At 64.4% G+C, this 24038-nt stretch carries 22 protein-coding genes and 1 pseudogene; 17 read left to right on the top strand and 6 right to left on the bottom strand.

Annotation, left to right across the window (positions count from 1 at the left end; translation table 11 throughout):
• The 3 genes from WBA38_RS03245 to WBA38_RS03235 all read left to right on the top strand — a co-directional run.
• On the top strand, window positions 1-1133 hold a 1133-nt coding region (locus WBA38_RS03245; protein ID WP_424322029.1), incomplete at its 5' end, for a DUF222 domain-containing protein.
• 183 nt (window positions 1134-1316) lie between these two features.
• Window positions 1317-2789, top strand: a complete 1473-nt coding sequence (locus WBA38_RS03240; RefSeq protein WP_424322028.1) for an alanine/glycine:cation symporter family protein — start codon at window positions 1317-1319, stop codon at window positions 2787-2789.
• Between the two features lie 51 nt (window positions 2790-2840).
• Window positions 2841-3119 (top strand): hypothetical protein, encoded by a 279-nt coding sequence (locus WBA38_RS03235; RefSeq protein ID WP_424293305.1) that lies wholly within the window; start codon window positions 2841-2843, stop codon window positions 3117-3119.
• Here the strand turns inward: WBA38_RS03235 and WBA38_RS03230 are convergent.
• On the bottom strand, window positions 3116-5290 hold the full coding sequence (locus tag WBA38_RS03230; RefSeq protein ID WP_424322027.1) for an acyltransferase family protein: 2175 nt from the start codon (window positions 5288-5290) through the stop codon (window positions 3116-3118). The genes WBA38_RS03235 and WBA38_RS03230 overlap by 4 nt on opposite strands.
• Window positions 5291-5715: 425 nt before the next feature.
• Between WBA38_RS03230 and WBA38_RS03225 the strand changes: the two genes are divergently transcribed.
• Complete coding sequence (locus tag WBA38_RS03225; protein ID WP_424322026.1) at window positions 5716-6405, top strand: hypothetical protein; 690 nt, start codon at window positions 5716-5718, stop codon at window positions 6403-6405.
• Window positions 6406-6415: 10 nt separating this feature from the next.
• On the opposite strand, the gene WBA38_RS03220 is transcribed toward WBA38_RS03225, so the two are convergent.
• Window positions 6416-8197, bottom strand: coding sequence for an alpha/beta hydrolase (locus tag WBA38_RS03220; protein ID WP_424293302.1), 1782 nt, complete (start codon window positions 8195-8197; stop codon window positions 6416-6418).
• Between the two features lie 213 nt (window positions 8198-8410).
• On the opposite strand from WBA38_RS03220, the gene WBA38_RS03215 reads away from it, so the two are divergent.
• The 7 genes from WBA38_RS03215 to WBA38_RS03185 all read left to right on the top strand — a co-directional run bounded on the left by WBA38_RS03215 (window position 8411) and on the right by WBA38_RS03185 (window position 14764).
• The gene (locus WBA38_RS03215; RefSeq protein ID WP_424293301.1) at window positions 8411-9313 is read left to right on the top strand and encodes a polysaccharide deacetylase family protein; all 903 of its coding nucleotides are present in this window, start codon (window positions 8411-8413) and stop codon (window positions 9311-9313) included.
• 41 nt (window positions 9314-9354) lie between these two features.
• Window positions 9355-9651 carry a hypothetical protein gene (locus tag WBA38_RS03210; protein ID WP_424322025.1) on the top strand — a complete coding sequence of 99 codons (297 nt, stop codon included), beginning with the start codon at window positions 9355-9357 and terminating at the stop codon, window positions 9649-9651.
• Window positions 9648-10574, top strand: a complete 927-nt coding sequence (locus WBA38_RS03205) for a CobW family GTP-binding protein (RefSeq protein WP_424293299.1) — start codon at window positions 9648-9650, stop codon at window positions 10572-10574. The genes WBA38_RS03210 and WBA38_RS03205 overlap by 4 nt, the downstream gene beginning before the upstream one ends.
• A 90-nt stretch (window positions 10575-10664) precedes the next feature.
• Window positions 10665-11690, top strand: coding sequence for an asparaginase (locus tag WBA38_RS03200; RefSeq protein ID WP_424293298.1), 1026 nt, complete (start codon window positions 10665-10667; stop codon window positions 11688-11690).
• Between the two features lie 114 nt (window positions 11691-11804).
• The gene (locus WBA38_RS03195; protein ID WP_424293297.1) at window positions 11805-13166 is read left to right on the top strand and encodes an MFS transporter; all 1362 of its coding nucleotides are present in this window, start codon (window positions 11805-11807) and stop codon (window positions 13164-13166) included.
• 30 nt (window positions 13167-13196) lie between these two features.
• Window positions 13197-13991: an SDR family NAD(P)-dependent oxidoreductase gene (locus WBA38_RS03190; protein WP_424293296.1), complete on the top strand. Its 795-nt coding sequence runs from the start codon at window positions 13197-13199 to the stop codon at window positions 13989-13991.
• A gap of 26 nt (window positions 13992-14017) precedes the next feature.
• The gene (locus WBA38_RS03185; protein ID WP_424293295.1) at window positions 14018-14764 is read left to right on the top strand and encodes an SDR family NAD(P)-dependent oxidoreductase; all 747 of its coding nucleotides are present in this window, start codon (window positions 14018-14020) and stop codon (window positions 14762-14764) included.
• 35 nt (window positions 14765-14799) lie between these two features.
• Here WBA38_RS03185 and WBA38_RS03180 read toward each other — a convergent pair whose 3' ends face one another.
• Both WBA38_RS03180 and WBA38_RS03175 read right to left on the bottom strand, forming a co-directional pair.
• Window positions 14800-15840, bottom strand: coding sequence for a LacI family DNA-binding transcriptional regulator (locus tag WBA38_RS03180; RefSeq protein ID WP_424293294.1), 1041 nt, complete (start codon window positions 15838-15840; stop codon window positions 14800-14802).
• Complete coding sequence (locus WBA38_RS03175) at window positions 15837-16895, bottom strand: LacI family DNA-binding transcriptional regulator (protein ID WP_424293293.1); 1059 nt, start codon at window positions 16893-16895, stop codon at window positions 15837-15839. The genes WBA38_RS03180 and WBA38_RS03175 overlap by 4 nt, the downstream gene beginning before the upstream one ends.
• 251 nt (window positions 16896-17146) lie before the next feature.
• Between WBA38_RS03175 and WBA38_RS03170 the strand changes: the two genes are divergently transcribed.
• Entirely contained in the window at window positions 17147-18334 is a 1188-nt protein-coding gene (locus tag WBA38_RS03170; protein ID WP_424293292.1) for an acyl-CoA dehydrogenase family protein, read from the top strand.
• Window positions 18331-19464, top strand: a complete 1134-nt coding sequence (locus WBA38_RS03165) for a CaiB/BaiF CoA transferase family protein (RefSeq protein ID WP_424293291.1) — start codon at window positions 18331-18333, stop codon at window positions 19462-19464. The genes WBA38_RS03170 and WBA38_RS03165 overlap by 4 nt, the downstream gene beginning before the upstream one ends.
• On the opposite strand, the gene WBA38_RS03160 is transcribed toward WBA38_RS03165, so the two are convergent.
• Window positions 19461-19934: a winged helix-turn-helix transcriptional regulator gene (locus tag WBA38_RS03160; protein ID WP_424322032.1), complete on the bottom strand. Its 474-nt coding sequence runs from the start codon at window positions 19932-19934 to the stop codon at window positions 19461-19463. The genes WBA38_RS03165 and WBA38_RS03160 overlap by 4 nt on opposite strands.
• Window positions 19935-20132: 198 nt before the next feature.
• Here WBA38_RS03160 and WBA38_RS03155 point away from each other — a divergent pair, with 198 nt between their 5' ends.
• The 4 genes and pseudogenes from WBA38_RS03155 to WBA38_RS03140 all read left to right on the top strand — a co-directional run bounded on the left by WBA38_RS03155 (window position 20133) and on the right by WBA38_RS03140 (window position 22541).
• A complete protein-coding gene (locus WBA38_RS03155; protein ID WP_424293290.1) occupies window positions 20133-20549 on the top strand; it encodes a PaaI family thioesterase in 417 nt (138 codons plus the stop codon).
• Window positions 20550-20591: 42 nt separating this feature from the next.
• Window positions 20592-21230: pseudogene (locus tag WBA38_RS03150) on the top strand (cysteine hydrolase family protein); the annotation flags it as partial.
• Between the two features lie 18 nt (window positions 21231-21248).
• Window positions 21249-21776, top strand: coding sequence for a TIGR03086 family metal-binding protein (locus WBA38_RS03145; RefSeq protein ID WP_424322031.1), 528 nt, complete (start codon window positions 21249-21251; stop codon window positions 21774-21776).
• A gap of 9 nt (window positions 21777-21785) precedes the next feature.
• A complete protein-coding gene (locus WBA38_RS03140) occupies window positions 21786-22541 on the top strand; it encodes a LysR substrate-binding domain-containing protein (protein ID WP_424293289.1) in 756 nt (251 codons plus the stop codon).
• Between the two features lie 10 nt (window positions 22542-22551).
• Here the strand turns inward: WBA38_RS03140 and WBA38_RS03135 are convergent, their stop codons facing one another.
• Window positions 22552-23970 (bottom strand): serine/threonine-protein kinase, encoded by a 1419-nt coding sequence (locus WBA38_RS03135; protein WP_424293288.1) that lies wholly within the window; start codon window positions 23968-23970, stop codon window positions 22552-22554.
• Window positions 23971-24038: the final 68 nt, after the last annotated feature.

Below are 24038 nucleotides of genomic sequence, written 5' to 3'. Positions count from 1 at the left end.
CTCTGCCGCCGGTGTTTCCGGCCACCGCCCAGGCGGTCGCCGACGGCGCTATCAGTGCCGACCATGTGGTCGAGATTGATGCGGTGATGCGGAAAATCCCGGCCGCGGCCGACCGGGCTACTCGAGCCGGGGCCGAAGCCCAGTTAGCCGAGGTCGCCCGCGACCTCACCCCGGCCGGGGTCCGCACCGCCGGACACCGCCTGTTGGCCCACCTCGACCCCGACGGGGCGCTCACCGACGAGCGGGACCGCCAACGCCTCCGCCAGTTCGGGCTCGGCGGGCAAGACCAACGCCTGATGAGCAAAGTCCGGGGCTACCTCACCCCCGAACTTCGGGCCCGGTTCGAGGTCATGTTCGACTCCTGGGCCAAGCCCGGAATGAACAACCCCGCCGACCCAGCCTCCCCACGCGGGGCGGCTGAGGCCGCTGATCCGGCCGCCCTCGCCGCGGCGGCCGAACGCGATGACCGTTCGATCGGCCAACGCCAGCACGATGCCCTGCTGGCTCTGCTGGAGGCCGAGCAAGCCCTGCGGCCCGGCGCTGGCCGGGCGTTGTCGTCGGAGTTGGTCATCACGGTGACCGACCGGGAGTTGGCCGAGAAGGCCGGAGTCGCCCTCACTGCGACCGGAACCCGGGTTCCGGTGGGCGAGCTCGTCGAGCTGGCCGCGAATGCGACCCCGCATTTGGCGGTCTTCGCCAACTCCACCGGCCAGCCTCTCTACTTGGGGCGGGGGTCGCGGTTGGCCAACAAGCCCCAACGCCTCATGCTTTTCGCCCGCGACCGCGGGTGCACCGCACGCCGGTGTAATGCCCCGTTCGCCCGGACCGAGGCGCACCACTTCCCCGATTGGGCCGACGGTGGCCCCACCGATGTAGACCATTTGGGTGCCGCGTGCGGACGCCACAACCGTTCGGTCGGCAAGAACGTCGGCGAGTGGGAAACCCAACTTGTTATTGATGGCCCCGCCCGGGGCCGGGTCGCTTGGCGACCCCGCACCCCCGGCCGACGCGCTCAGTGGCGGGTCAACCAAACCCACCACGCCGAGTTGCTGCCCATTCAGGGTCCGCACGCCCCACCCTCGGCGAAGGATTCCCGCATCGAGGCCCACCTCGACCACTTGCTAGGGGCTTAACCACCCGACCAGCCGGAAATCACCGCCGGTCGGGGGTTCAGTCGTGCCAGAAACGTCATGCCGGAACGAAACTGGGTCTAGGTGGGGCGTCAGCAACGTCGACGAAACCCGGCTGGCCCCGACAATTCACCCACCGACCGTGACTTCCCGGAGGATCACTCGATCGGCCTTTACACTTCCGGCATGGACGCAATCGACAATGCCGTCATTTGGTTCAACGACTGGTACGGGTACGTGCTTATCGTTCTACTCGTAAGTGCCGGGTTGTGGTGGGGCGTGCGGACAGTCATCGTGCAAATCCGAATGCTGCCGGACATGGCGCGCGCAATACGCGAGACGCCGCCAAAAGCGGCTGGCGGTACCGCTCAGATCTCCGCGTTCCGTGCGTTCTGCATCTCCGCAGCTTCACGAGTCGGTACCGGAAACGTGGCGGGCGTCGCGGTCGCCATCACGATAGGTGGACCGGGTGCGGTCTTTTGGATGTGGGTGCTGGCGATCATTGGCGGTGCGACCGCATTCGTCGAATCGACACTCGGACAGCTCTATAAAGTCCGCGATGGAGCCGACTACCGCGGCGGTCCCGCGTACTACCTGAGTCGTGGAATCAAGAACAAGCGACTCGGCATGGTGATGGCATTGCTGTTCGCCGCCGCGATCACCTTCACCTATGGCTTCGTCTTCAACTCTGTACAGTCCAACTCGATCACCGCAGCCGTCGACCTTGCAATCGGCTCAGAGTCAGCATGGGTCCCGTACGTGATTGGGGGCGCACTCGCGACCCTCACCGCCTTGGTGATCTTCGGTGGCGTGCACCGGATTTCCGGCGTTTCACAGGTTGTGGTGCCGCTGATGGCGATCATCTACGTCGGTCTCGCGCTCGTTATCGTCGTAACGAATCTGTCGCAGCTGCCAGGCGTGATTCGCGACATCGTCGAGTCGGCCTTTGGTTTCCGCGAATTCGTCGGCGGCGGCGTGTGGGCGGCAATCATGCAGGGCATGCGTCGCGGACTGTTCTCCAACGAAGCCGGTATGGGTTCGACGCCCAACGCCGCTGCGACCGCCGCGGTCTCGCATCCGGCCAAGCAGGGCCTGGTCCAGACCTTGGGCGTCTACTTCGACACGCTGGTCGTCTGCTCCGCCACCGCCTTCATCATTCTGATGTCCGACCCGGATTACGGCAGCGGCGTCGAAGGTGTGCAACTGACCCAAACTGCGCTCGCGCATCACATCGGTTCGTGGGCAGGTCCGCTGCTAGCGATAATTCTGTTCTTCCTTGCCTTCAGTTCGGTGATCGGCAACTACTACTACGGCGAAACCAACATTGTGTTCTTCACGCGACGACCCTGGGTGTTGAACGTCTTCCGAGTGGCCGTTATCGGCTTTGTTTTCTTCGGCGCGATCGCCAAGGTATCCCTCGTCTGGAACCTCGCAGACGTCTTTTCCTCGCTGATGGCTACGGTGAACATCGTCGGTCTGTTCCTGATCGGAGGAGTCGCGGTGGCGCTGCTGAGCAACTACTCGGTACAGCGCGCGAAGGGCCTGGACCCGATCTTCAACCGCAACGACATCCCCGGCCTGACCGGTGTCGAGTGCTGGGATGGCACCGACCCGGAGACCATTCGGGACCCCCTACCCGAATCGGTTCTGCTCAAGTAGACATAGTTCTAGTCGCCGTCGTAGACGGCCCCAACGAAGGTGAGATACACAGTGGCTAAGTCCAACTCCGGGAATCTGCTTGCGACAATCGCTGGTGCCGGGCTCGCAGTGACCGGTATCGCGCACTTCTTTGTGCCGACCGTGTTCCGCGGAATCACCGAGACGGCGTTCCCCGACGATCCCGAACAGGCATTGAAGGTCAACGGGACCATCGAGGCCGCCGTCGGAGCTGCGATTGCAGTACCCAAGACGCGGAAGGTCGGACTAATTGGCCTTGGCGCATACATCGCTTACCTCGCCGCCAACACGGCAAAGGCTCGCCGCCGCTAGCCGGTAGTGAGCGGTGGCCCGGTCCATGGCAACGCTGCCGTCAATTGCCGCGAGAAGTCCTGAATCAAGGTCCGAATGTAGGTCTGTGTGAGGTGGTGGATGTCCCGGTACACCATGATGTTGCCGACGACAGCCGGGCAGAAGGTTGGCGTGCAAATCCCGTCGGATAGGTCGATGGGGTGGAACAGCGGGTTATCGGCCGCGTAGGCCAACGCGGGATCAACACTGCTTAACGCGCTATCGCGAACGGTGCCGCAACTCTTCGCATTGCCGCCAGCCGAGAGGCAGTCGGGTGTCGTGATCGGACCTTCGTCGTTGTGCGGCCACGGCGAATCTCGGATGCCAACCACGGGGATTCCCGCTGAAGTCAACTTGTCGAAGGTGTGGCGGTATCCCTCTGGCATGTAGTCGCCCGGACCAGAAATCGATGGGCGGGTGGAATTGGTGACCACGGCGTCGGGCTTTATCCGCAGCAGGTCCTTCATAACGGCGTCGTTCCACTCCGCACATTCGGGGTACGGATTCCGTTCCAAGTAGGGCGGATTGACATCGGTCGTGAGTGCGCAACCACGCTTGACGTAGGTGACAATCTGGAAGCCGTTTGCCTTGCCAATCGGATCGAGCGCGCCCAGCCACATTTCGGTGTGCGAGCCGCCAGCCAAGGCAATCGTCCACGTCCCGTTGGGGTCACCGTAATGACCGACCTGGGGCGTGGTGACGTCGAACTCGCTCATAACGCCATCGAAGAAAGTTTGCGGCAGATCGCTCTGTGCGCCCAACGGGGTGGGCTGCGGCGGGAGTGCCGGGGCCTGTGCGTTCTCCAATAGGGCGCGAGCTCCCGGATAGAGCGCCGGATCCAGGTTCGTGGTGTCGACTCGCGTGGTCTCAACGTGCTGGTCCCACGCTTTTATCAATCCCGCCGTCGTGAGCGAGGCGATTACCAGCACCACGGTCACCGCTGCGGTGTAGGTGAGCCGAGGATGGGCCCGCCAGCGAACGTGCGCCATGGCCGACCGTCCGCCGCCGCGCATCGGATCCTCGATGTAGCGCTTCATCAACCACGACAGTCCCAGCGAAACGATCAGGATTGCGGCGCCTTCGACGAAGTTCGCGTGGTCGACCTGTCGCCAGGTCAGGTAGAAGATCAGTAGCGGCCAGTGGATCAAGTACAACGAGTACGACAGGCTGCCCAGCCACACCGCGCGTTTGCTTGCCAGGGCGCGGTTGGGGGAGGGCAGGGGCTGATTGTCGGCGACCTGCCCCGACCAGATCACCATGAGCGTGGCGCCGACTGGCACCCAGGCGAGGGCGGCCGGGTAGTGCGCGACGCCGTCGATCCACCAGCCGCACGTGGCGATCAACAGCAAGGCAATGATCGTGACTGCGCCGCGAATGCGATTCGACACCCGGAATGCGGGCATCCAGATCGCGAGCAAGCCGCCGACCAGGGGTTCCCACAATCGGGACAGTGTGTCGTAGTAGTTGTAGGGCTGGTCAATACCTGACCGGTACTGGGCCCAAATAAACGATGCGAGGGCGACGCCGCCGACGACAATCCCGAAAATCGCCCGGATCGCGGCCGGCCGGGTGAGGCCATCGAACCGGCGGCCGAGATATTTGATGGTGCCGGCGAGGAGGTGCAAAACCACCAGGGCACCGAGGAAAAACTGGCCCTGCATCGACATCGACCACAGGTGTTGCAGCGGACTGTTGACCGAGCTTGCGGCGAGATAATCCTGGGAGTTCCCGGCCAGGAAGTAGTTCTGGTAGTACAGCGCGCTGGCCAAAATCTCGTTGCCAATGTTTTGCCAACGGGTCTGCGCGATGACCACGACCGTCAGGATCGCGACACCGATCAGCAGGGTGTAGAGCGCCGGGAGGAGACGACGGAACAGTCGTTCCATGCGGGGCGACGGGTTGATCGTCTCCCCGAGCCCAATCTTCGACGACTGGCTGTGAATGGTGTGACGTACCAGCGATCCAATGAAGAAGTAGCCCGACAGGGTTAGGAAGACGTCGACGCCGCCGGAGACTCGACCGAACCAAATGTGAAAGCACGCCACTAGGGCAATCGCGATGCCGCGCAGACCGTCCAGATCGGTGCGGTATGCGGGCACTTTGGGGGCGGCGACTTCAGTGGTCTTGGGGGAGGGAACAGCACTCGTGGACATCGACTAGGGCCGCCTTTGCAGGCGACGGCATGACGGCATGACGGTACGCGGTCCGCGGGGAGTCGGCACTCAGCTCTCCCAGGTAGTGAAATGGGGCCGGTTGACGTCGACCAAGCAAGGTCGACGCCCATCAGTTAGAGCCACGCTGCCCCCGTGAAGAAGTCCGTGTTCGGTGAATATCTCGGTCGCACGGGATGAACGGTCCTCGCACGGCAAGTCAATTATGAAGCATTTTGTCATGCGAACGGCTGGCGACGAACTCGGCAAGATCGGGGCTGGCCTTGATCTAACGTCGCGGGATGATTCCTCGTCTACGACGGCGATGGCGGTTTGACGACCGCACCTAGCGTGCGGTGGACGTGATCTCTACCCCTGGAAGCCCCGTGGATTGGCCCGTTGGTGCCAAAACGCCGTAGCTTGTTTGAGTGCATCCTGACGACACGATCCTCCCCGCGTGGCGCGAGCCCAGTGAAATTCCGGTCCCCTTCGACGAGGCGATCGGCGAGTGGGCCCAGGTGGCCCGCGAGGTCTTGATCGAAACCGCGGGGATCTACGGCGCGCTCATCACGCAGGCCGAACTAGGGTCGAAGGTGCAGAGCGAAACCGGCATTCGCGCTGGTGGTGCGGTCCGCCTGTGGGTCGATCACCTGCTTGTTGCGGTCACCCGAGCGCAGTCGGATGGGGAACCGCTGCTCGCTTCGCTGTGCGTGCGCCTCGACCAGAGTGTCGGCGAAACGTACCTCAACGTCTTGGCGGACTCGGGTCGCAGCAAACCCGAAGACGCTGACATGGATGCAGCAATCGCACGGTTTGCCTGCTATCAATCCTTCGGCGCCGACATCCCCGAATTCGCCCGTCCCACGCTCGCGGCGCGTGTCGCGGAGAAGCGCTCCAAGCGTCCGTCGTCCCCGCCGCGAAAGACGGCGCAGACGAAGGGCACCAAGCCCACTAAGGCTTCAGCAGCGAAGGCGGCCAAGCCCCCGAGGGCTTCAGCAGCGAAGGCTGCAGCCCCGAAGGCGAAGCCGAAAGCACAGCAGGAGGAGCCCAAGCCGAAGCTGTGCCCCACCTGCTACACCGTGCTGTCGACCTCCGGCGTCTGCGGTTTCTGCTACTGACCGATCGGACCTAGTCGCGGGAAAGCAGCGGTTCGAGTTTCTCGGTTTTCTCCGGTGTCCAGCCGGGCGGCTGCAGAATCTGTGCCCAGGCATACGGCACGGCGTGGAGGTAGTGGTGACCATGCCCGTCGGGCACGTTCACCGCGACGGCCATGTCTGCGGAAACCTGGAGGAACGTCACGATCGGAAGCCATCGCGTCGCGTCGAGCACATCGGAGCCGCGTGGTTCTTTCAACCAGTCCGGCTTACTAAGCAGCAGGTCGGGATTCCACCAGGTGATGGGGTCGGACGCATGCTGCAGGTAGACAACCCGATTGGGCGGCCACGGGGCGTCGGGGCGGGACAGGTCTTGTTCATCGGCGATGAACCGGACGGTCTTGCCGTCGTCGAAGATGGGCTTAACTTCGGGACTGCCTGCATCCCGAGCATTGGTGGTGTCTAGCCACAGTTGGTTGTTGAACGTTGGGCCGGAAAACAGGGCGCCGTCGGTCCGCGCGGCGATGGTCGGGATGGACCCGAACGGTGCCTCGCCGGAGAACGATCCCAAGCTTTCACCAAAGATGACGAGTTTGGGGCGCTGAGCCTCCGGGATTGCCCGAACTTTCTCGCTGACCGCCTCGAAGATGGCGATACCAGCTTGGCGAGCGCGTTCGCTGTCGACCAGGAAGCTGATCCAACTTGGCAGGTACGAGTACTGGATGCCAACCGTCGCCACGTCACCGTTGTACATGTACTCGAGTGAGTCGACCATCGCCTTGTTCATCCAACCGGAACCCGTTGTGCCCGCGATCGCAATTAACTTGCGACTAAACGCATTTGTTCGTTCAAGTTCGGCGACCGCGAGGTCAGCGGCGTCACGAATGTCGTCCGCCGAATCGAGGCCAGCGTAGGCGCGGATTGGTTCCATGGCGGGAGCACCGTCGTTGAACTCGGTGAGCTGCTGAACGGTGGGACCGTGCGAGACAAACACGCGACCTTCACGGCCCAGGGACTCCCACGACACCAGCGACTCGGGGCCACCGGACCTCAGGTTGGATGTCGGCGGCGGAGTATTGGGCTTGTTCTCTTCGTTGGCGGCGGCGAACGTCGCGTTGAGGCCCTTCATGGCGTAGTTCGCGAACACGCCATTGACGATGAAAATCGTCAGGATCAGCACCAGTGTTACGCCGATCGTGGCCGAGATTCGGGGTGGCGCAATGCGGTTGATCTGTCGGACCAGCCACTTGAGCAGGGTCGCCCAGGCTTGGCCGATGCTCATGAAGATCACAAAGACGATGAGTGCCACGACCACAATCAGCGGGTAGGCCGTCCAGGTCAGGTGGTCGACGCCCATCATGTCGCGGATCTCGTCCTGCCAGCGCGCATACCAGTACAGGGTGAAGGCGGTGCCCGCGACGCCGATGATCGCTGCGCCGATCCACCAGGGGCGCGACGGCCGCGGCCATGGCCTATCGCGAGACACCATGAAACGGGCAAGCCAGGTTAAGAAAGCGCCAACGCCGTAGCCGATCGCCGCTGCTCCACCGGAAACCACGCCTTGAAAGAACCAACCGCGCGGGAGTAGCGACGGCGTCGATGCCGACCACAGGAACAGCAGGCCAACGACGAAGCCACCGAAGGAATAGCGTTGTAAGTGCTTATGCCACCAGGTGCCAAGGCGATGGCGAAGTGAGGGCTTGCCGAGATTGCCCGTGTCCGGACTGTCCGTGTCGACGGCGGCGTCAGTCAGGGCTGAATCCGCAGATTCTGTCGCATCATTCGGAGGTGCCGAACCCTCAGGCGGTGTGGTCATGGGTCATTCTATCCATGCGACACCCTGGTCTTTCGCGATTGGGATGCCGCTGAGTTGGCGCGTCGTTTGCTGCCGCACAAATGTGACGATCCACTGTCCCCTTGACGGATGTAACGATCATCACATACCTTGAAGAAAGAACGTTCTCGCAAACGTTCCTTCTCGATTCGCTCCGACAACGGATGCGACCCCTGTGACTCCGCGAGGTACATCATGGCTAAGGAAATCATCGTTAGTTTCGGCGTCGACATCGACGCCGTCGCTGGCTGGATCGGCTCGTATGGCGGAGCTGACTCGCCGTCGGACATTCAGCGCGGCGTGTGGGCGGGCCAAGTCGGCGTGCCGCGGCTGCTGAAGATGTTCAAACGTCACGGGCTCAAGACCAGTTGGTTTATCCCCGGACACAGCATCGAAACCTTCCCCGACGAATGTGCGATGGTGGCCGCCGACGGTCACGAGATCGGTGCCCACGGCTACCTGCACGAAAACCCGGTCGCGATGACAGCAGCGCAGGAAGAAGACGTCCTCGCACACTCGGTGGAACTGGTCACCGAACTGGCAGGCAAGGCACCGCGCGGCTACGTCGCTCCCTGGTGGGAATTGTCGTCCAATACGCCTGACCTGCTGCTGAAGTACGGCTTCGAGTACGACCACAGTCAGGGCTTCAAGGACTTCGTTCCGTTCTACGCCCGCTCCGGGGACTCCTGGACCACGATCGACTACTCGAAGCAGGCCGCGGACTGGATGAAGCCGATGGTGCACGGCAAGGAAATCGACCTCGTCGAAATCGGTGCCAACTGGTATGTCGACGACCTGCCGCCGATGATGTTCATGAAGGCTTCCCCGAACTCGCACGGCTTCGTCAACCCGCGCGACATCGAAGAACTCTGGCGCGACCAATTCGACTGGGTTTACCGCGAACTCGACTACGCGATCTTCCCCATCACCATTCACCCGGACGTATCGGGGCGTCCGCAGGTGCTGCTGATGCTCGAACGGCTCATCGAATACATCAACGGTCACGAGGGCGTGCGGTGGATGACGATGGAAGAAACTGCCGCGGACTTCCGCAAGCGTTTCCCCTTCGCCGGCACCGAACGACCCGCCGACTACTGACCCCGACGGGAGTCGACATGTGCGGGATATGTGGGACGCCGGTGCCACCACCTGAGTGGTGCGCTGCGGGAATTGCCGACGACGCCGGTTCGCGGCGTCGTGCGCGCGCCGCCTCCGTCCGTGTTCTCGCCGTGCAGTTGGCCGACTGCGGCATCCGAGTGGGTGCCGACCTGGCCGGAAATGGCTACACGGTGAGCACGGCGGACGGTCGTACCCGATTCGTGACCGACCTCGCGGCGGTGTGGCCCGCGGTCGCCGAATTGGCGGGCGAACCCTTTGACCCGCTCGATCCGGCGCTGGTTACGCGACTGCAAGACCTCGCGGTGGCCGACCGATGACCGCGCACGCTGATTCACGACTGCCGCTGACCATCCTTGGCGGATTCCTGGGATCGGGAAAGACGACGCTCCTGGAACGGGCCTACCGCGATCCGCGCACGGAGTTCATCGTCAACGACACCGGCACCCGGTCGCCCGATCTCACCGGGGGAGTGCACGCGCTCCTGGGTGGTTGCGCATGTTGCGAACGGCTCGACGATCTCGTCGACCTGCTGCGCGGCCTGTGCAATCGCCGACACCTGGGCACCGGACCCGCACGTGCCGTACTTGAAACGAGTGGACTCGCGGACCCGGCCCGCATCCTCGAAGCCATCGAGGCGGACCCGGTCCTGGCCTCCAATGTTGTCATTGCCGACACGACCATCACGGTCGATGCCGAGCGTGGACTTTCGGATCTGACACACGAGCCACTGGCCCGAATCCAGGTGGAACAAGCCGATACCGTCGTCGTGGCGAAGGCCGACCTGGTCGACGGCCACGAACTGAGCACGGTGTTGGCGACCGTTGCGTCGGTCAATCCCGGAGCCCGATTGGAAGTCCGCGCATTCGGGCAGTCGCAGCAAGTTCCGTCGTTCGACGTGGCCGATGCTGTCGCACTCCCGGCCGCGACCGAACTGGCAGTCCCCAAGTCGGCGTGGATTCCGGTGCCCGGCACTGTCGATTGGACGGTCCTTGTGCTGTGGCTGGGAGCGCTGGTAGTTGCTTACCCGCACCAGATCCTGCGCGTGAAGGGACTGTTGAAGACCCCGCGATCGCCGGTGGTCCTGCATGCCGCACGCGGCACGGTGGGTCTTCCGACTCGCGTGAACCCCGAGGTCGCCGACGCCGACTGCGGACTCCTGTTCGTTACCCGCGATCTGGATCCCGACGTCATCAGCGCGTCGTGGACGGCCCACCGCAACGCCCTGTCATCGGCCACCTGACCCGCGCGGCACCCGCTGCCGTTCATCTATTCCCATTGCCCGTATCCCCTTGCCCGTACCCTCATCGCTCGCTCGAGAAGAAGGACCATCGTGACCGCATCATCGTCGCCCGCGCCCCGCATCGACTACTTCGCTCTGGGCGGCACTATCGCCAGCATTCGAGGTGACGAGGTCGGTGCCGTACCGACACTGACGGCACAGGACATCGTCGATTCCGTCGACGGTCTCACCGACGTCGCCGATGTGCACGCCCACCAGTTCCAGCTCACTCCCTCCCCGGAAATCACCATCGCCGACCTCATTCGTCTCCGCGACGCGATCGCGGCGTCGGTGGCTGAGGGCTCGGTGGGTGCGGTCATCACGCAGGGCACCGACACGATCGAGGAGACGGCGTTCATCCTGGACCTACTGCGGCCCGGAACTACTCCGATCGTCGTGTCCGGAGCCATGCGCAATCCTTCGCTGCCGGGTACTGACGGCCCGGCGAACCTGCTCAGTGCCGTTCAGGTGGCGGCATCGCCGCAGGCTGTGGGCACGGGCGTCACCGTATGCCTCAACGACGAGATCCACGCCGCCCGGTTCGTGACCAAAAGTCATACCTCGAGCGCGTCGACCTTCGTGTCCCCGTCACTGGGCCCCATCGGGTGGGTGTCGGAAGGACGACCGGTGGTGGCGCTGCGCCCCGCAGGCCAGCACCACATCGACCTCGCACCCGGAACCGTCATCCCGCCTGTCGCGCTAATTCGCATGGGCCTCGGCGACGATGGCCGAATCCTCGGAACCCTCGCCGACCTCGGGTACCGCGGCGTGGTGATCGAAGCCTTCGGGGGCGGACACCTTCCGGTCGCTGCGCTTCCGGCCGTCGCCGAACTCGCCGCGGCGATGCCGGTGGTGCTGGCATCGCGGACCGGTGCCGGCGAAGTCCTGAGCCACACCTACCGGTTCCGCGGCTCGGAGATCGAACTCCTGAACATGGGCCTCATCCGGGCCGGCGCCCTCGATGGCCTGAAGGCACGACTGCTGCTCACCCTGTGCCTTGCGGCGGGGCAAGACGACGACACCACCGCCAAGACGTTCGCATCGGTAGGCACGACCACCGGGCCGACGCGTATGTAGCACCCCCACCTGTAACAGAACACTCTGGCCTCAATACCCCACTCCCGACCGACGCGACCTTCGCCGCCGGCAACCCCCTCCTGCCCAAATCTGGGCCCGTTAAAAGGAATCCCCATGTCCATCACCGAACCCGTCGCCGAGACGCCGCCGGATATTGATCACGTTTGGCCACGAAATCAGCGACCGTCCGACGAACTCCTCTTTGCCGGCCCGCCGACCATCAGTCCGCGAGTAATCCGCACGACGTCGATCGTGTGTTTCCTCGCCTGGGTGTTCTCGGTATACGACTTTGTACTGTTCGGAACCCTGCTACCCAAGATCGCTGACGAGTTCGGCTGGTCGGCGTCGCATGCGACCGCGATCGCCACCTGGGTCACCGCCGGAACGTTTGTGGTGGCCCTGGCAGTGGGACCGCTGCTAGATCGATACGGCCGCAAGCCAGCCCTGATCATCACGACGGCTGGTGCAGCCCTCGCTTCGGGCCTCACCGCCGGTGTGGTCGGTGCGCTCTCCCTCATTGGGGTTCGCTCGCTGTCCGGACTGGGATACTCCGAGGAAGTCGTCAACGGCGTCTACCTCAACGAGATGTACGGCAAGGAAGCCAAGCGCGGTTTCCGCTACAGCCTGGTGCAGAGTGGCTGGCCCGTCGGCGCGCTGATGGCTTCGGCGTTTGCCGCGGTCCTCTTGCCCATCGTCAGCTGGCGATTCGTGTTCCTCATTGCCACCTTCCCGGCCATCGCCATCATCATTCTGGGCCGCCGCCTCTACGAATCCCCGTCGTTCGTCGCGCTGCGGCGCAGCCGCGAACTGCGCAAGGAAGGCCGTCAGGCCGAGGCGCAGCAACTGGCCGAACTCTACGACCTCGACGTCAGCCGCGATGACGAGTCGGGTCTGCGCCAGCTCTTCGAGCCGGAACTGCGTCGCCACACGCTCTGCCTGTCGGGTGCGTGGTTGCTGAACTGGATGGGTATCCAGGTGTTCTCCGTCTTGGGCACTACGATCCTCACCGACGGCAAGGGCGTTTCGTTCTCCAATGCACTGGTGATCTTGATCCTCGCCAACGGTGCTGGCTTCCTCGGCTACCTGTTCCACGGCTGGCTTGGCGACCAAATTGGGCGACGCAGCACCATCATGATCGGCTGGACGCTGGGTGGCCTCGCCATGAGCGGAATGCTGTTTGGTCCGAACTCCGCTGGCTTTGTGATCACCATGTACGCCATCGGCCTGTTCTTCCTGCTGGGCCCCTACGCCGCCATGGTCTTTTACATGGGCGAATCGTTCCCCGCACGAGTCCGCGGAATCGGCTCCAACACCGCGCACGTCATGGGGCCGCTCGGCGCGATCGTCGGCAGTGCCGTCCTGACCGCCGTCATCTCCGCCGGATATGCCGTCACCACGGCCGCCTTCGTGGCCGGAGCGCTGGGCATCTTCATCTCCGGGATCTTGATGCTCGGTGCCCGGAACCCCGAACAGTGACCACGAATCATTCCACCTCAGGAGGTTGTCATGAGCACCAGTGAACCGACGCGCGACGATGGGCTCGCCGGGAAAGTCGCCGTCATCACCGGCGGCGCTAGCGGAATCGGGCGGGCCCTTGCCGTGGCTTATGCCCGGGCCGGAGCCGACTCCGTCGTCGGCTACTACCCGGGCGACGCACACGATGTCACCGAGACCATCGATGCGGTCGCGGCCGAAGGTCGAACGGCGGTGCCCGTGCCCGTCGACGTCCGCAGTACTGAGCAAGTCGACCAACTCGCGCAAACCGCGTTGGATCGTTTCGGTCGCCTCGACATCGCAGTCGCGGCTGCCGGAATCCTCCGCCGCAATGCGCTGACAGAAATGACCGACCAAGCTTGGGCGGACATGCTCGACGTTGACCTCACCGGCGTGGTGCGACTGTTTCGGGCGGCGGCGGCGCGGATGCCGGATGGCGGTGCAATGGTCGCGATCTCATCCATCGCGGGCGGTGTCTACGGCTGGGACGAGCACGCGCACTACGCCGCGGCGAAGTCGGGACAGGCTGGACTGTGCCGATCGCTGGCAACCGAACTGGCTCCGCGCGGTATCCGAGTGAATGCGGTGATTCCAGGATTGATCGAGACCCCGCAGTCGCTGGATGCGGTCAACTCACTCGGGCCGGAGGGGCTGGCCGCTGCGGCCGCATCGATTCCCGCCGGTCGCGTCGGTCGTGCCGACGATGTCGCTAGGGTGATCCGCTTCCTAACCGGTGACGACTCCGTCTATCTGACGGGGCAACAACTCATCGTCGACGGCGGACTCACCGTCCGTTGGCCGGAATGATCAAGACTCCACAGAAGGGAACGACCATGATGCTAAAAGACAAGATCGCCCTCGTCACCGGTGCAGGCGGTGGGATCGGTGCGGCGATTGCGGAGGCATATGCCCAGGCAGGCGCCCATGTGGTCCTTGCCGACCTCAACGAATCGGCCCTCGCCCCGGTCCGGGATCGGTGCGCCGAATATGGGGTGCGGGTGCAGGCAGTATCGGTCGACGTCACCGATTCGGATGCGACGAAGGCCATGATCGACGGTGCCGTCGCCGATTTCGGGCGACTCGACATCCTCGTCAACGGCGCAGGTCTGCTGACCGAAGCGCCGCTGCTGGAGATGGAGCCGGCGCTGTGGGACCAAATGATTTCGGTGGACCTCACGAGCGTTTTCCTGTGCTGTCGTTGGGCTGCCCCACACATGGTGGCTCAGGGGTCGGGGCGGATCATCAACATCGCCAGCCAGTTGGGCATCAAGGGCGGCGAGTCGCTGGTCCACTACAGCGCGGCGAAGGCCGGGGTCATTGGCCTGACCAAAGCGCTTGCCAGGGAAATGGCTCCGCTGGGTGTCCTGGTGAACGCGATCGCGCCGGGACCCGTTGAGACCCCGCTTCTGGCGGGGATCACGAAGGAATGGCGAGAGGCCAAACAGGCCGAGCTGCCGTTGCGGCGGTTCGGGACAGTCGACGAAGTGGCACCCACCGCGGTGCTACTGGCTTCCGAACCCGGTGGAAATCTGTATGTCGGTCAGGTCCTCGGGCCAAACTCAGGCGATGTGATGCCCTGACCGGCCACCCCAGCTGGCTGGGTCGCCAATTTGGACTAGATCAACGCCGCCAGCGCTCGGGTGGAGCCCCGGGCGACCAACTCCACCGGAAGCACAATGTCGGCGGGCACCGTGTCCGGATCGGCGATAAATTCCAGCAACAGTCGGACCCCGGCCGCACCGATATCGTGCGCCGGGGTCACGACTGTGCTCAGCGGTACTGGTAGCTGGGCGGCGAATGGAATGTCGTTGTACCCGATCACGCCCAACTGTTCGGGAATAGCCAGTCCGCGGTCGCGGGCGACGCCAAGGATGCCGATCGCGATCGAGTCGCTGACGGCAAAGATGGCGTCGGGCGGATCGATCGCGTCGAAAAGTGCGGTGGCCGCGGCGATGCCACCGGTCACGTCAAACGGACCGTGCTTGATGTAGTCGTTGGGCAGCGCTATCCCGGCCTCGGTCAGTGCGTCGACAAAGCCGCGGATCCGGTCCCGGCTGGTGGTTGCGTGGTGTGGTCCGCCCACGACAGCCAGCTTGCGATACCCGCAGGCAAGCAGATGCCGACCGGCGAGCAGCCCGCCGTGGTGGTCGTCGCCGCCCGCATACGGAAGGCCGGAATCGGCATGTCGATTGACGGCCACCGTGGGGACGGAAAGCCCCAGGTCGGCGACAAATTCGCTCGCGGGGCTGTGCAAGCTGCTCAAGAGAAGCCCGTCCACCTGCCGACCCGCGAGCAAGTCGATCGCAGCGCGCTGCTCGGCGGGGTCATCGGGCGGGCTGCTCAGCAGCAGGGAGTAGCCGGATTCGCGTGCGGCTTGCTCGACGCCCTGGTAGATCGTCGCGACCACCCCATCGGTGAGCCGCGGCATGACCGCGCCGATCGTGGTGGTGCGCCTGGTGCGCAGGCTCGCGGCCCACGGATTGGGGCGATAGCCGAGTTCAGCGGCCACCTCGTGAATCCGCAGCGCCGATTCCGACCAGCCATCGACGGGTTCGGTTTGCCGCAACACGCGCGAGACCGTTGAGGTGTGCACTCCCGTCCGCTCGGCGATCTCCTTCATCGTCGGCGGCCGCGGATTGCGTCGTGCTCCGGTCATCGCCGCAGGCCGACCACGCGCGGTGGTGCCGTCGAAGCACGCACCACAAGGTCCACGGGCAGTCGCTCGGAGACGACGGACTTGCCCTCGATGAGATCGATCAGGCGTCGGACCGCCGTCTGGCCCATGAGATGCGCCGGGGTGCGGACCGTTGTCAGGGCCGCGGGCAACTGCGCAACCACGGAGATGTCGTTGTACCCCACGAGCGAAAGGTCCTCGGGAACGCGCAGACCCAGATCTCGGGCAACGCCGAGTGCACCGATGGCGGCGGTGTCGTTCACCGCAAACACGGCGGTCACCGGATCGGGGCGGTCGAGCAGAGCCCGCGCGCCGACAAGGCCTCCGTCGACTTCGAATCCGGAAGGCACAATGCGGTCCGGAGGCAATGAGATACCAACCTCGGACAGGACCTCAACAAAGCCTGCGACACGGTCGGTGGCGGTCGTGGCGTGCTGCGGTCCACCGATAACGCCGATCTCCCGGTGGCCGAGTGCCAGCAGATGTTCGGCGGCCAGGCGCCCACCAGCGTGGTCATCGCCGGTGATGGCGGGCAGACGACTGCCAGCGTGACGGTTCATGAGGAGCACTCGGGTGTTCTGCAGTCGCAGGGAATCGAGGAACTCGTCGGCACCCTGGTGCAGGCTCGTCAGCAGGAGACCGTCGACCTGTCGGCTGCGCAAGAACTCGATCGAACGCTGCTGAGCCGCAACGGTATCCGGTGGGCTCGACAGCAGAACCGAGTAGCCGAGTTCGGTTGCCGCGTACTCGATTCCTTCAAACATTGTCGCGACCACGGTGTCGGTCAGACGCGGCATCACCACGCCGATCGTGTCCGTGCGCCGGGTGCGGAGGCTGGCGGCCCACGGATTTGGGGCGTAACCGAGCTCGTCGGCTACCTCGCGGACCCGGAGTGCCGTTGGTGACCACCCGTCTGGCGGTTCGGTCTCGCGGAGAACGCGGGAGACCGTCGAGACATGGACGCCCGCGCGTTCGGCGACTTCACGCAGGGTGGGCGCGCGGCGTCGGTCACGGCGGCCGGAATCGTCTTCGGACACGAGCGGAATCCTTCTGCGGTGGGCGGTCATACGGGCATGACCTCTCGGGCGTCGATGCCCACTGTATCGCTGCTGGTTTGTGCCCCGCGTGAGGGATTGACGGGGCGTGGTGACTTTGGTTACTCTCATCCCAACACGATGCAATCGATTGCGCAATGCATTGCAGCCGGTTCAAATGTCTGAACCTCATCGATCGTGCGCCTGCCGATTGACCATCGTGAGTCCCATTGCCTTCCGACAGGAAACCCGCCATGTCTGACACCCGTACCGTCACCGACCTCTTTGCCCTCGACACCTTGCTGTCCGATGAGGAGCGCCAGATCCGCGACACCGTCCGCAAGTTTGGTGCGGAGAAGATCCGCCCCCACGTCGCCGAATGGTTCGAGGAAGCTCGCATCCCGGCAAAGGAGCTTGCCAAGGAACTCGGCGGTCTCGGCGTGCTCGGTATGCACCTCGACGGTTACGGATGTGCGGGCATGAGCGCCGTCTCGTACGGCCTGGCGTGCTTGGAACTGGAGGCCATTGACTCGGGTATCCGATCGCTGGTTTCGGTTCAGGGCTCGCTGGCGATGTTCGCGATCCACCACTGGGGCAGCGAAGAGCAGAAGCAGGAGTGGTTGCCGCGGATGGCGGCAGGCGACGCCATCGGCTGCTTCGGTCTCACCGAACCCGACTTCGGTTCGGACCCGGGTGGCATGCGCACTCGCGCGGTCCGCGACGGCTCCGACTGGGTCCTCAACGGTGCCAAGATGTGGATCACCAACGGTTCGGTGGCCGACGTGGCCGTCGTCTGGGCCAACACAGACCTTGAAGAAGGTGCCCGCGGCATCCGCGGGTTCGTCGTTCCGACGGACACTCCTGGGTTCTCGGCTCCGGAGATTCGCGCCAAGATGTCACTGCGCGCCTCGGTCACCTCGGAGCTGGTCCTGGAAGACGTGCGTCTGCCGGAATCGGCGATGCTCCCGAAGGCCGCCGGCCTCCGTGGCCCGCTGAGCTGCCTCAATGAGGCACGGTTCGGCATCATCTTCGGTGCCATCGGCGCTGCGCGTGACTGCCTCGAAACGGCCGTCGACTACGCATCCACCCGTCTGGTCTTCGACAAGCCGCTCGCCGCGTACCAGCTGACCCAGGCCAAGCTCGCCGATATGGCCCTCGAAGTCGGCAAGGGCCACCTGTTGGCATACCAGCTTGGACGCCTCAAGGATGCAGGCGAAGTGGAGCCCGCGCAGGTCAGCCTCGGTAAGCTCAACAACTGCCGCGAGGCCATCAAGATCGCCCGCGAGTGCCGCACCATTTTGGGTGCCAACGGCATCACCCTCGAATACCCGGTGATCCGCCATGCCAACAACCTGGAATCAGTCCTGACCTATGAGGGCACCTCCGAGGTGCACCAGCTGACCATCGGTCGGGCGCTGACTGGCGAAGCGGCGTTCCGGTGACCAGCTCAGAATCAGCCTCCGCCGGTGCCCTCGACGGGCTGGTAATCGCCGACTTCGGGCGCGTGCTGGCTGGCCCCTACGCAACGATGCTCCTGGCCGACCTGGGGGCCGAGGTCGTCAAAATTGAACGTCCCGGTGCCGGCGACGACACCCGCTCGTGGGGTCCGCCGTTCGCCGATGGGCAGGCGACCTACTTCCAGGCGGCCAATCGCAACAAGGAGTCGGTGGCCCTCGATCTGCGGAACCCCGATGACTTGGCGCAGGCGCGTGCTCTTGCGGCTCGGGCTGATGTGGTGGTTGAGAATTTTCTGCCCGGAACCATGGATCGACTCGGGCTGGGATACGCGGAGGTAGCCGAGGCCAACCCTGGTGTCGTCTACTGCTCGATTACCGGCTTCGGCGGGCAGAACGACCTCCCGGGCTACGACCTGCTGGTTCAGGCTGTCGGTGGGCTGATGAGCATTACGGGTCCGTCGCCGGATGAGCCGACCAAGGTTGGGGTGGCGCTAGTCGACATCGTGACCGGCCTGCATGCGGCCATCGGGATCTTGTCTGCGCTGCGGCACCGCGACACCACCGGTCAGGGGCAACGCGTCGAAGTGAACCTGCTGTCGTCGCTGTTGTCCGCGCTGGCCAACCAGGCTTCTGGGTTTGTCGGTGCAGATGTGGTGCCGCGGGCCATGGGCAATCGGCATCCCAGCATCGCGCCGTACGAGTTGGTCGCGACCGCGGATCGCTCGCTGGCTCTCGCGGTGGGCAACGATCGGCAATTCGCCTCGCTGGTGCAGGAACTGGGAGCGGTCGAATTGGCGTCGGATCCGCGCTTTGCCACCAACACCGAACGCGTCGCTAATCGCGATGTGCTCGGCAAGGAGTTGGCACCTCTGCTTGCTGCCGACACCGCGGAAGGCTGGTTCCGTCGACTGTCCGCCGTCGGCGTGCCGTGTGGGCCCGTCAACGACATTCGGGAAGCGTTCACGCTTGCGGACCGACTGGGCCTGGCCCCGATAGCCGAGATCAACGACCCACGACGCGAGGGGCCGGTCCGGACCGTGGCGAATCCGATTACGTTCTCCGTGACGCCGCCGCGGTATCGGAAGGCGCCACCGCATCTGGGCGAGGGCGACTAAGTTTCGCGTTCGCGCCTGCGCGCGCCCGGTCCAGGCTGGGCGCGGACGTCCCGTTGTGCGACCGGGTGGCCGTCGTCGCAGATGATTGCGGCGTGGACCGGGGCACCGCAGTCGCGATGCGTGGCCAAGAGCGAGGGGCCCGTCGGGTCGGCTCGGTACTTGTCGCCCCAACGAAGCATTGAGATCATCACCGGCTGAAGGTCGAGGCCGGCCTCGGTGAGGCGGTACTCCTTGCGTTTTCGGGCACCTGGATCCTGGTACTCCCGGGCGGCGACGACCCCATTCGCCTGTAGTTTTCTGAGTCGGTCAGAAAGGACGGAGTCGGAGATGCCGGTGTGTTCTTTGATCTGGTCGAAGCGGCGGACACCGTTGAAGATCTCGCGCAACACCAGGGCGCTCCACCGATCGCCGATGACGTCGAGGGTGCGCTGAACGGAGCAGTTGCCGGTGTCGAAGTCGAGCCAGTCCATGCCTAAAGTCTTCCCCATTTCTGTCACGATTCAGCCGATCCGTCACGACACGCCGCGATCGGTGACGGAAACGTCGGTGCGTTCGTGTCGAATGTGACAGAAAAGTCCAGCTGGCTTTGCTATTGACAGCCAGACCTAGCTTATCTAACTTTTAAATCAGAAGCTAGATCGATGCTGGAACTAAACGTAGGAGAGATCATGACCGAAGTAGTGCAAATGCCAGGTCCGACGAGCGCCTTCATGGAGGCCTCAGGCCTCGTCGTTACCGAAGCGAGCGGGAGTCGGGTCGCCGGATACGTTGACCTCGACGAGCGCCATCACACGCCGTTCGGCGTGGTCCACGGAGGCCTCTATGCCACCCTCGTCGAGAGTGCCGGCAGCATCGGTGGCAGCGCCGCCGTCGCCGATCGCGGCCAGTTTGCGGTGGGCCTCAACAACTCCACGGACTTTCTGCGGTCGTCCACCGGGACTCGGGCGATCGTGGTGGCCGAGCCCATCATTCAGGGCCGCACCCAGCAGTTATGGGTCGTCACCATCACCGACGACGCCACCGGCAAAGAGTTGGCACGCGGACAACTTCGTCTCCAGAACATTCCGCTGCGCACCGGTGAATAATCGCGGCTGACGGCGGGCTCGCACTGTGCAACGATCATTCACATGGCCAATTACCTGGCGCCCGATTGGGCCAATGCCGCGCTGGTGATTATCGATGTGCAGCGCGACTTTGTCTCCGGGCCCGCGGCCATTCCCGGGACCGACGTCGCCGTCCCCGCCATGGCCGTCGCGGCGGCCGAGTTTCGTCGCCTCGGTCGCCCGATAATTCACGTCGTGCGGTCGTACTCGCCGGGCGAGAGCGACGTCGACCTGTTGCGACGCTCCGCGGTTGAAGGCGGTGCAGCGATGGTGGTGCCCGGGACGCCCGGAGCGGAGATTGTTCCCGAGCTACTTCCGGGCCCCATCGAATTTGATTGGGAGTCCCTGCGCTTCGGTGCCTTTCAACAGATCGGTGACGCCGAGTACGTGCTGTACAAACCGCGGTGGTCGGCGTTCTTCCGAACCCCGCTCGATTCGTTGCTCGGCGACCTGGGCGTGTCGACCGTGGTGGTGGCCGGGGCAAACCTGCCCAACTGTCCGCGCGCGACCCTTTTCGATGCATCCGAACTCGACTACCGCACGGTGCTGATCACCGATGCGACATCGCAAACGACGCCTGAACGACTGGCCGATTTCGAGCTGATCGGCGTCCAACTGCGATCCGCCGACGAGGTCGTCTCGGCACTCTCCGACGACGAACTACTCGGGGCCGCCGAATCGCTGTGGGTGAGCGTGCTGGGGCACGTCGAACGCGACAATTTCGATCGGGCCAGCGGTTGCGGCGAGTGGACGGTCCGCGAACTGGTCGATCATGTGGCCGGCGGTGCTGACCGAACAGCCATTCTGTTGCGCGGCGGCACCTCTGACGACACCGCGACCACTCGCGGCCTCGACTACATCGGGGACGACGCGGTCGGCAGCTTCTGGTCACAGGAGCACCTGATGCGGGAGGCTGCGGCAAATGCAGATCTCTCAGCGCCGGTCGACTACCGGCTCGGTGAACGCAGCGGGGAAGCGCTGATGCAGATCCGCGTGCTCGAACTGGTCCTGCACAGCAAGGATCTCGCCGATGCCAACGGTGACACATGGGATCCGCCCGCCGACCTCGTCGAGTTTCTGCTCGGTACCGGATCGACGGTGATCGAGGAGTTCCGCGCGTTCGGTGCGGTGGGGCCGGAACTGCCTGTCGCGGAAGACGCGACGCCAGGTGAGCGGTTGTTGGCTTTTGCTGGTCGTGCCAGCCGGTAGCCTGGGCCGGTGATCACCGACCCGGCCGACAGTGCGCATTCGCACCGCTTTCGTCTCGCTTACGTGCCCGGCGCGACTCCCGCCAAGTGGGTTCGCAAGTGGCGGGAGCGTTTCCACGATGTGCCGCTGCAACTGATCCCGTGCAGCGTCGCCGAGAGCGCTGGCCTGCTCCGCGACGGGGGCGTCGATGCGGTCGTTACCCGGATTCCGCAGGCGATCGACGCCGTCGACCCCGGCCCCCACCACCTCATTGAACTGTATGAAGAGACCACGGTTGTGGTTTTGCCGAACGATCACTATCTGACGGTCGCCGATGAACTGACGTCGGATCAGCTTGCTGACGAGCAGATTCTGGTGCCGCTCGACGACGTACTTGGCTGGGATGACGTGCCGGGGACTGTCGTCGATCATCGTCCGGAGACGACGGCCGATGCTGTCGAACTGGTTGCGGCGGGAACGGGTTTGCTGGTGGTTCCGCAGTCGTTGGCCCGCCTGCATCATCGCCGTGATTTGGATTTCCGTCCGCTACTTGATGCGCCGACGAGTCGGGTTGGGCTGGTGTGGTCGTCGCCGACCTCCGAGTTGGCCGAACAGTTCGCTGGTTTGGTCCGCGGCCGTAGCGCCAACTCATCTCGCGGTCAGGCCCCCGCCCCCAAGCGTTCGGCGAAGGAAAAGGCCGCGGCGAAGAAGGCCAATCGCGAAGCCGCAGGCAAGGTTCCCGGCAAAAACTACGGCAAATCCGCGGCCCGGAAGCGCCGTCGGTAAGTGGCTCCCGCTACTGCAGATTCCAGCTGAGGGCCCCGTCGGGGCCGGTGCTGCAAGTAGCAACCGCATCAGTTTGGGCGATGCGCGCACGGGCGCCGGGCTCGCTGCAACTCTGGCCGCGGCTGACCGCGGGCCGGTCCTGATGCGTCCGATCCGACCAAGCGCCATTCATGGCGCTGCAGTAGAGCGTCCCGTCAGACGACTGCTCGCCAAACTGCTCCACCCCACACGGTTGTCCCTCCACCGGTTCCGGTGCGACGGGTGTCTCTACGACTACCGGCTCCTCGGGTGTCTGCACGGGCGCTTCGACGACGGTCGTCGTGGTGGTCGTAATGGTTGGGGGTGCAGTCGTGGTCGCCGGGGAACTGGTTGACGGTGCCAGCGCTGCGGGCGTCGAATTGTCGGACTGGGTGTACACGTAGCCAGCGGCGCCGATGGCACCGAGTGCGGCAATGGCGGCGACAACGACTCCAGCGAGAAGCCACCGCCGGGTATTGGGGCGTTCCGTCGTTGCCGCAGTATTTCGAGCCATCGTCGGCGCAGTCATGGTCGGTGCGAACGCCGGGCTGGCCAGCGTTGGCGCAATGCCCCGAGTTGCGTCGTCGAGTGCGGCGACAAACTCGGCGCACGTCTGGAATCTGTCGTCGGGGTTTTTGGCGAGGACCTTGGCGAATACCGGGTTCAGCGCGGACGGAAGCTCCGGGTTGATCTCGGTGACCGCCGGTGCCGGGTGATTGAGGTGGGCGGACATGAGTGACGCCATCGTCCGACCGGCAAACGGTGCCTGCCCGGTGATCAGGTGGAATGCCGTGCAACCCAGCGAGTAGATGTCCGAACGGTTGTCGAGAACGTGCCCTTCAATGGCCTCCGGACTGATGTACGCCATCGTTCCGACGGTGATGCCGGTCGATGTCAGTGAGGTGGCCTCCCCGGCGGCCTTCGCGATCCCGAAGTCCGCGAGTTTCACCGACTCGACGGTCATCTCATCGTCGGCATCGTCAAGGGCGACCAGGATATTCGCGGGCTTCACATCGCGGTGGGTGATCTGTTGTTTGCGCCACGCGTAGTCGAGTGCGGAGCCAGCGCCAGCGACCAGTTGGACCGCGAGGTCAACGGGGAGCGGGCCCGCCGATTCGAGCAGCCTGCCGCCATCGGTGCCGTTGACGTATTCCATGGTGATCCACAGGCGACCGTCGTACTCGCCACGGTCGTGCAGGGTGACGATGTTTGGATGTGAAAGCTGGGCGAGGACATCTGCCTCGCGGTGGAAACGGTTCTTGAAGTCTTCGTTCCTTGAGACCCCGGCGTCGAGAAGCTTCAGTGCATCCCGGCGTGGGAGGCGCGGATGTTCGACGAGGAAAACCTGTCCCATGCCGCCCTCCCCAAGGGGGCCAAGCACCTGGTATTCAGCAATTTCGGTGACATCCATGAGATCGCTCTTTCACGCGGGCGGCAGCGGCAGGGCCAGTCTTTCATTGCGGTCCCGGTGCCCCTGAA

The organism is Gordonia sp. (in: high G+C Gram-positive bacteria), from assembly GCF_049647785.1.
Taxonomy (GTDB): domain Bacteria; phylum Actinomycetota; class Actinomycetes; order Mycobacteriales; family Mycobacteriaceae; genus Gordonia.
Note: the sequence above shows the minus strand (reverse complement) of the source record. Positions and strands in the feature narration are given on the sequence as shown.

Bases quoted from the DNA above. Each gene is read 5' to 3' on its own strand.
- WBA38_RS03240 (WP_424322028.1), top strand. From the start codon at position 1,317: ATGGACGCAATCGACAATGCCGTCATTTGGTTCAACGACTGGTACGGG.
- WBA38_RS03230 (WP_424322027.1), bottom strand. From the start codon at position 5,290: ATGTCCACGAGTGCTGTTCCCTCCCCCAAGACCACTGAAGTCGCCGCC.
- WBA38_RS03220 (WP_424293302.1), bottom strand. From the start codon at position 8,197: ATGACCACACCGCCTGAGGGTTCGGCACCTCCGAATGATGCGACAGAA.
- WBA38_RS03215 (WP_424293301.1), top strand. From the start codon at position 8,411: ATGGCTAAGGAAATCATCGTTAGTTTCGGCGTCGACATCGACGCCGTC.
- WBA38_RS03205 (WP_424293299.1), top strand. From the start codon at position 9,648: ATGACCGCGCACGCTGATTCACGACTGCCGCTGACCATCCTTGGCGGA.
- WBA38_RS03195 (WP_424293297.1), top strand. From the start codon at position 11,805: ATGTCCATCACCGAACCCGTCGCCGAGACGCCGCCGGATATTGATCAC.
- WBA38_RS03190 (WP_424293296.1), top strand. From the start codon at position 13,197: ATGAGCACCAGTGAACCGACGCGCGACGATGGGCTCGCCGGGAAAGTC.
- WBA38_RS03185 (WP_424293295.1), top strand. From the start codon at position 14,018: ATGATGCTAAAAGACAAGATCGCCCTCGTCACCGGTGCAGGCGGTGGG.
- WBA38_RS03180 (WP_424293294.1), bottom strand. From the start codon at position 15,840: ATGACCGGAGCACGACGCAATCCGCGGCCGCCGACGATGAAGGAGATC.
- WBA38_RS03170 (WP_424293292.1), top strand. From the start codon at position 17,147: ATGTCTGACACCCGTACCGTCACCGACCTCTTTGCCCTCGACACCTTG.
- WBA38_RS03160 (WP_424322032.1), bottom strand. From the start codon at position 19,934: ATGGACTGGCTCGACTTCGACACCGGCAACTGCTCCGTTCAGCGCACC.
- WBA38_RS03155 (WP_424293290.1), top strand. From the start codon at position 20,133: ATGACCGAAGTAGTGCAAATGCCAGGTCCGACGAGCGCCTTCATGGAG.
- WBA38_RS03135 (WP_424293288.1), bottom strand. From the start codon at position 23,970: ATGGATGTCACCGAAATTGCTGAATACCAGGTGCTTGGCCCCCTTGGG.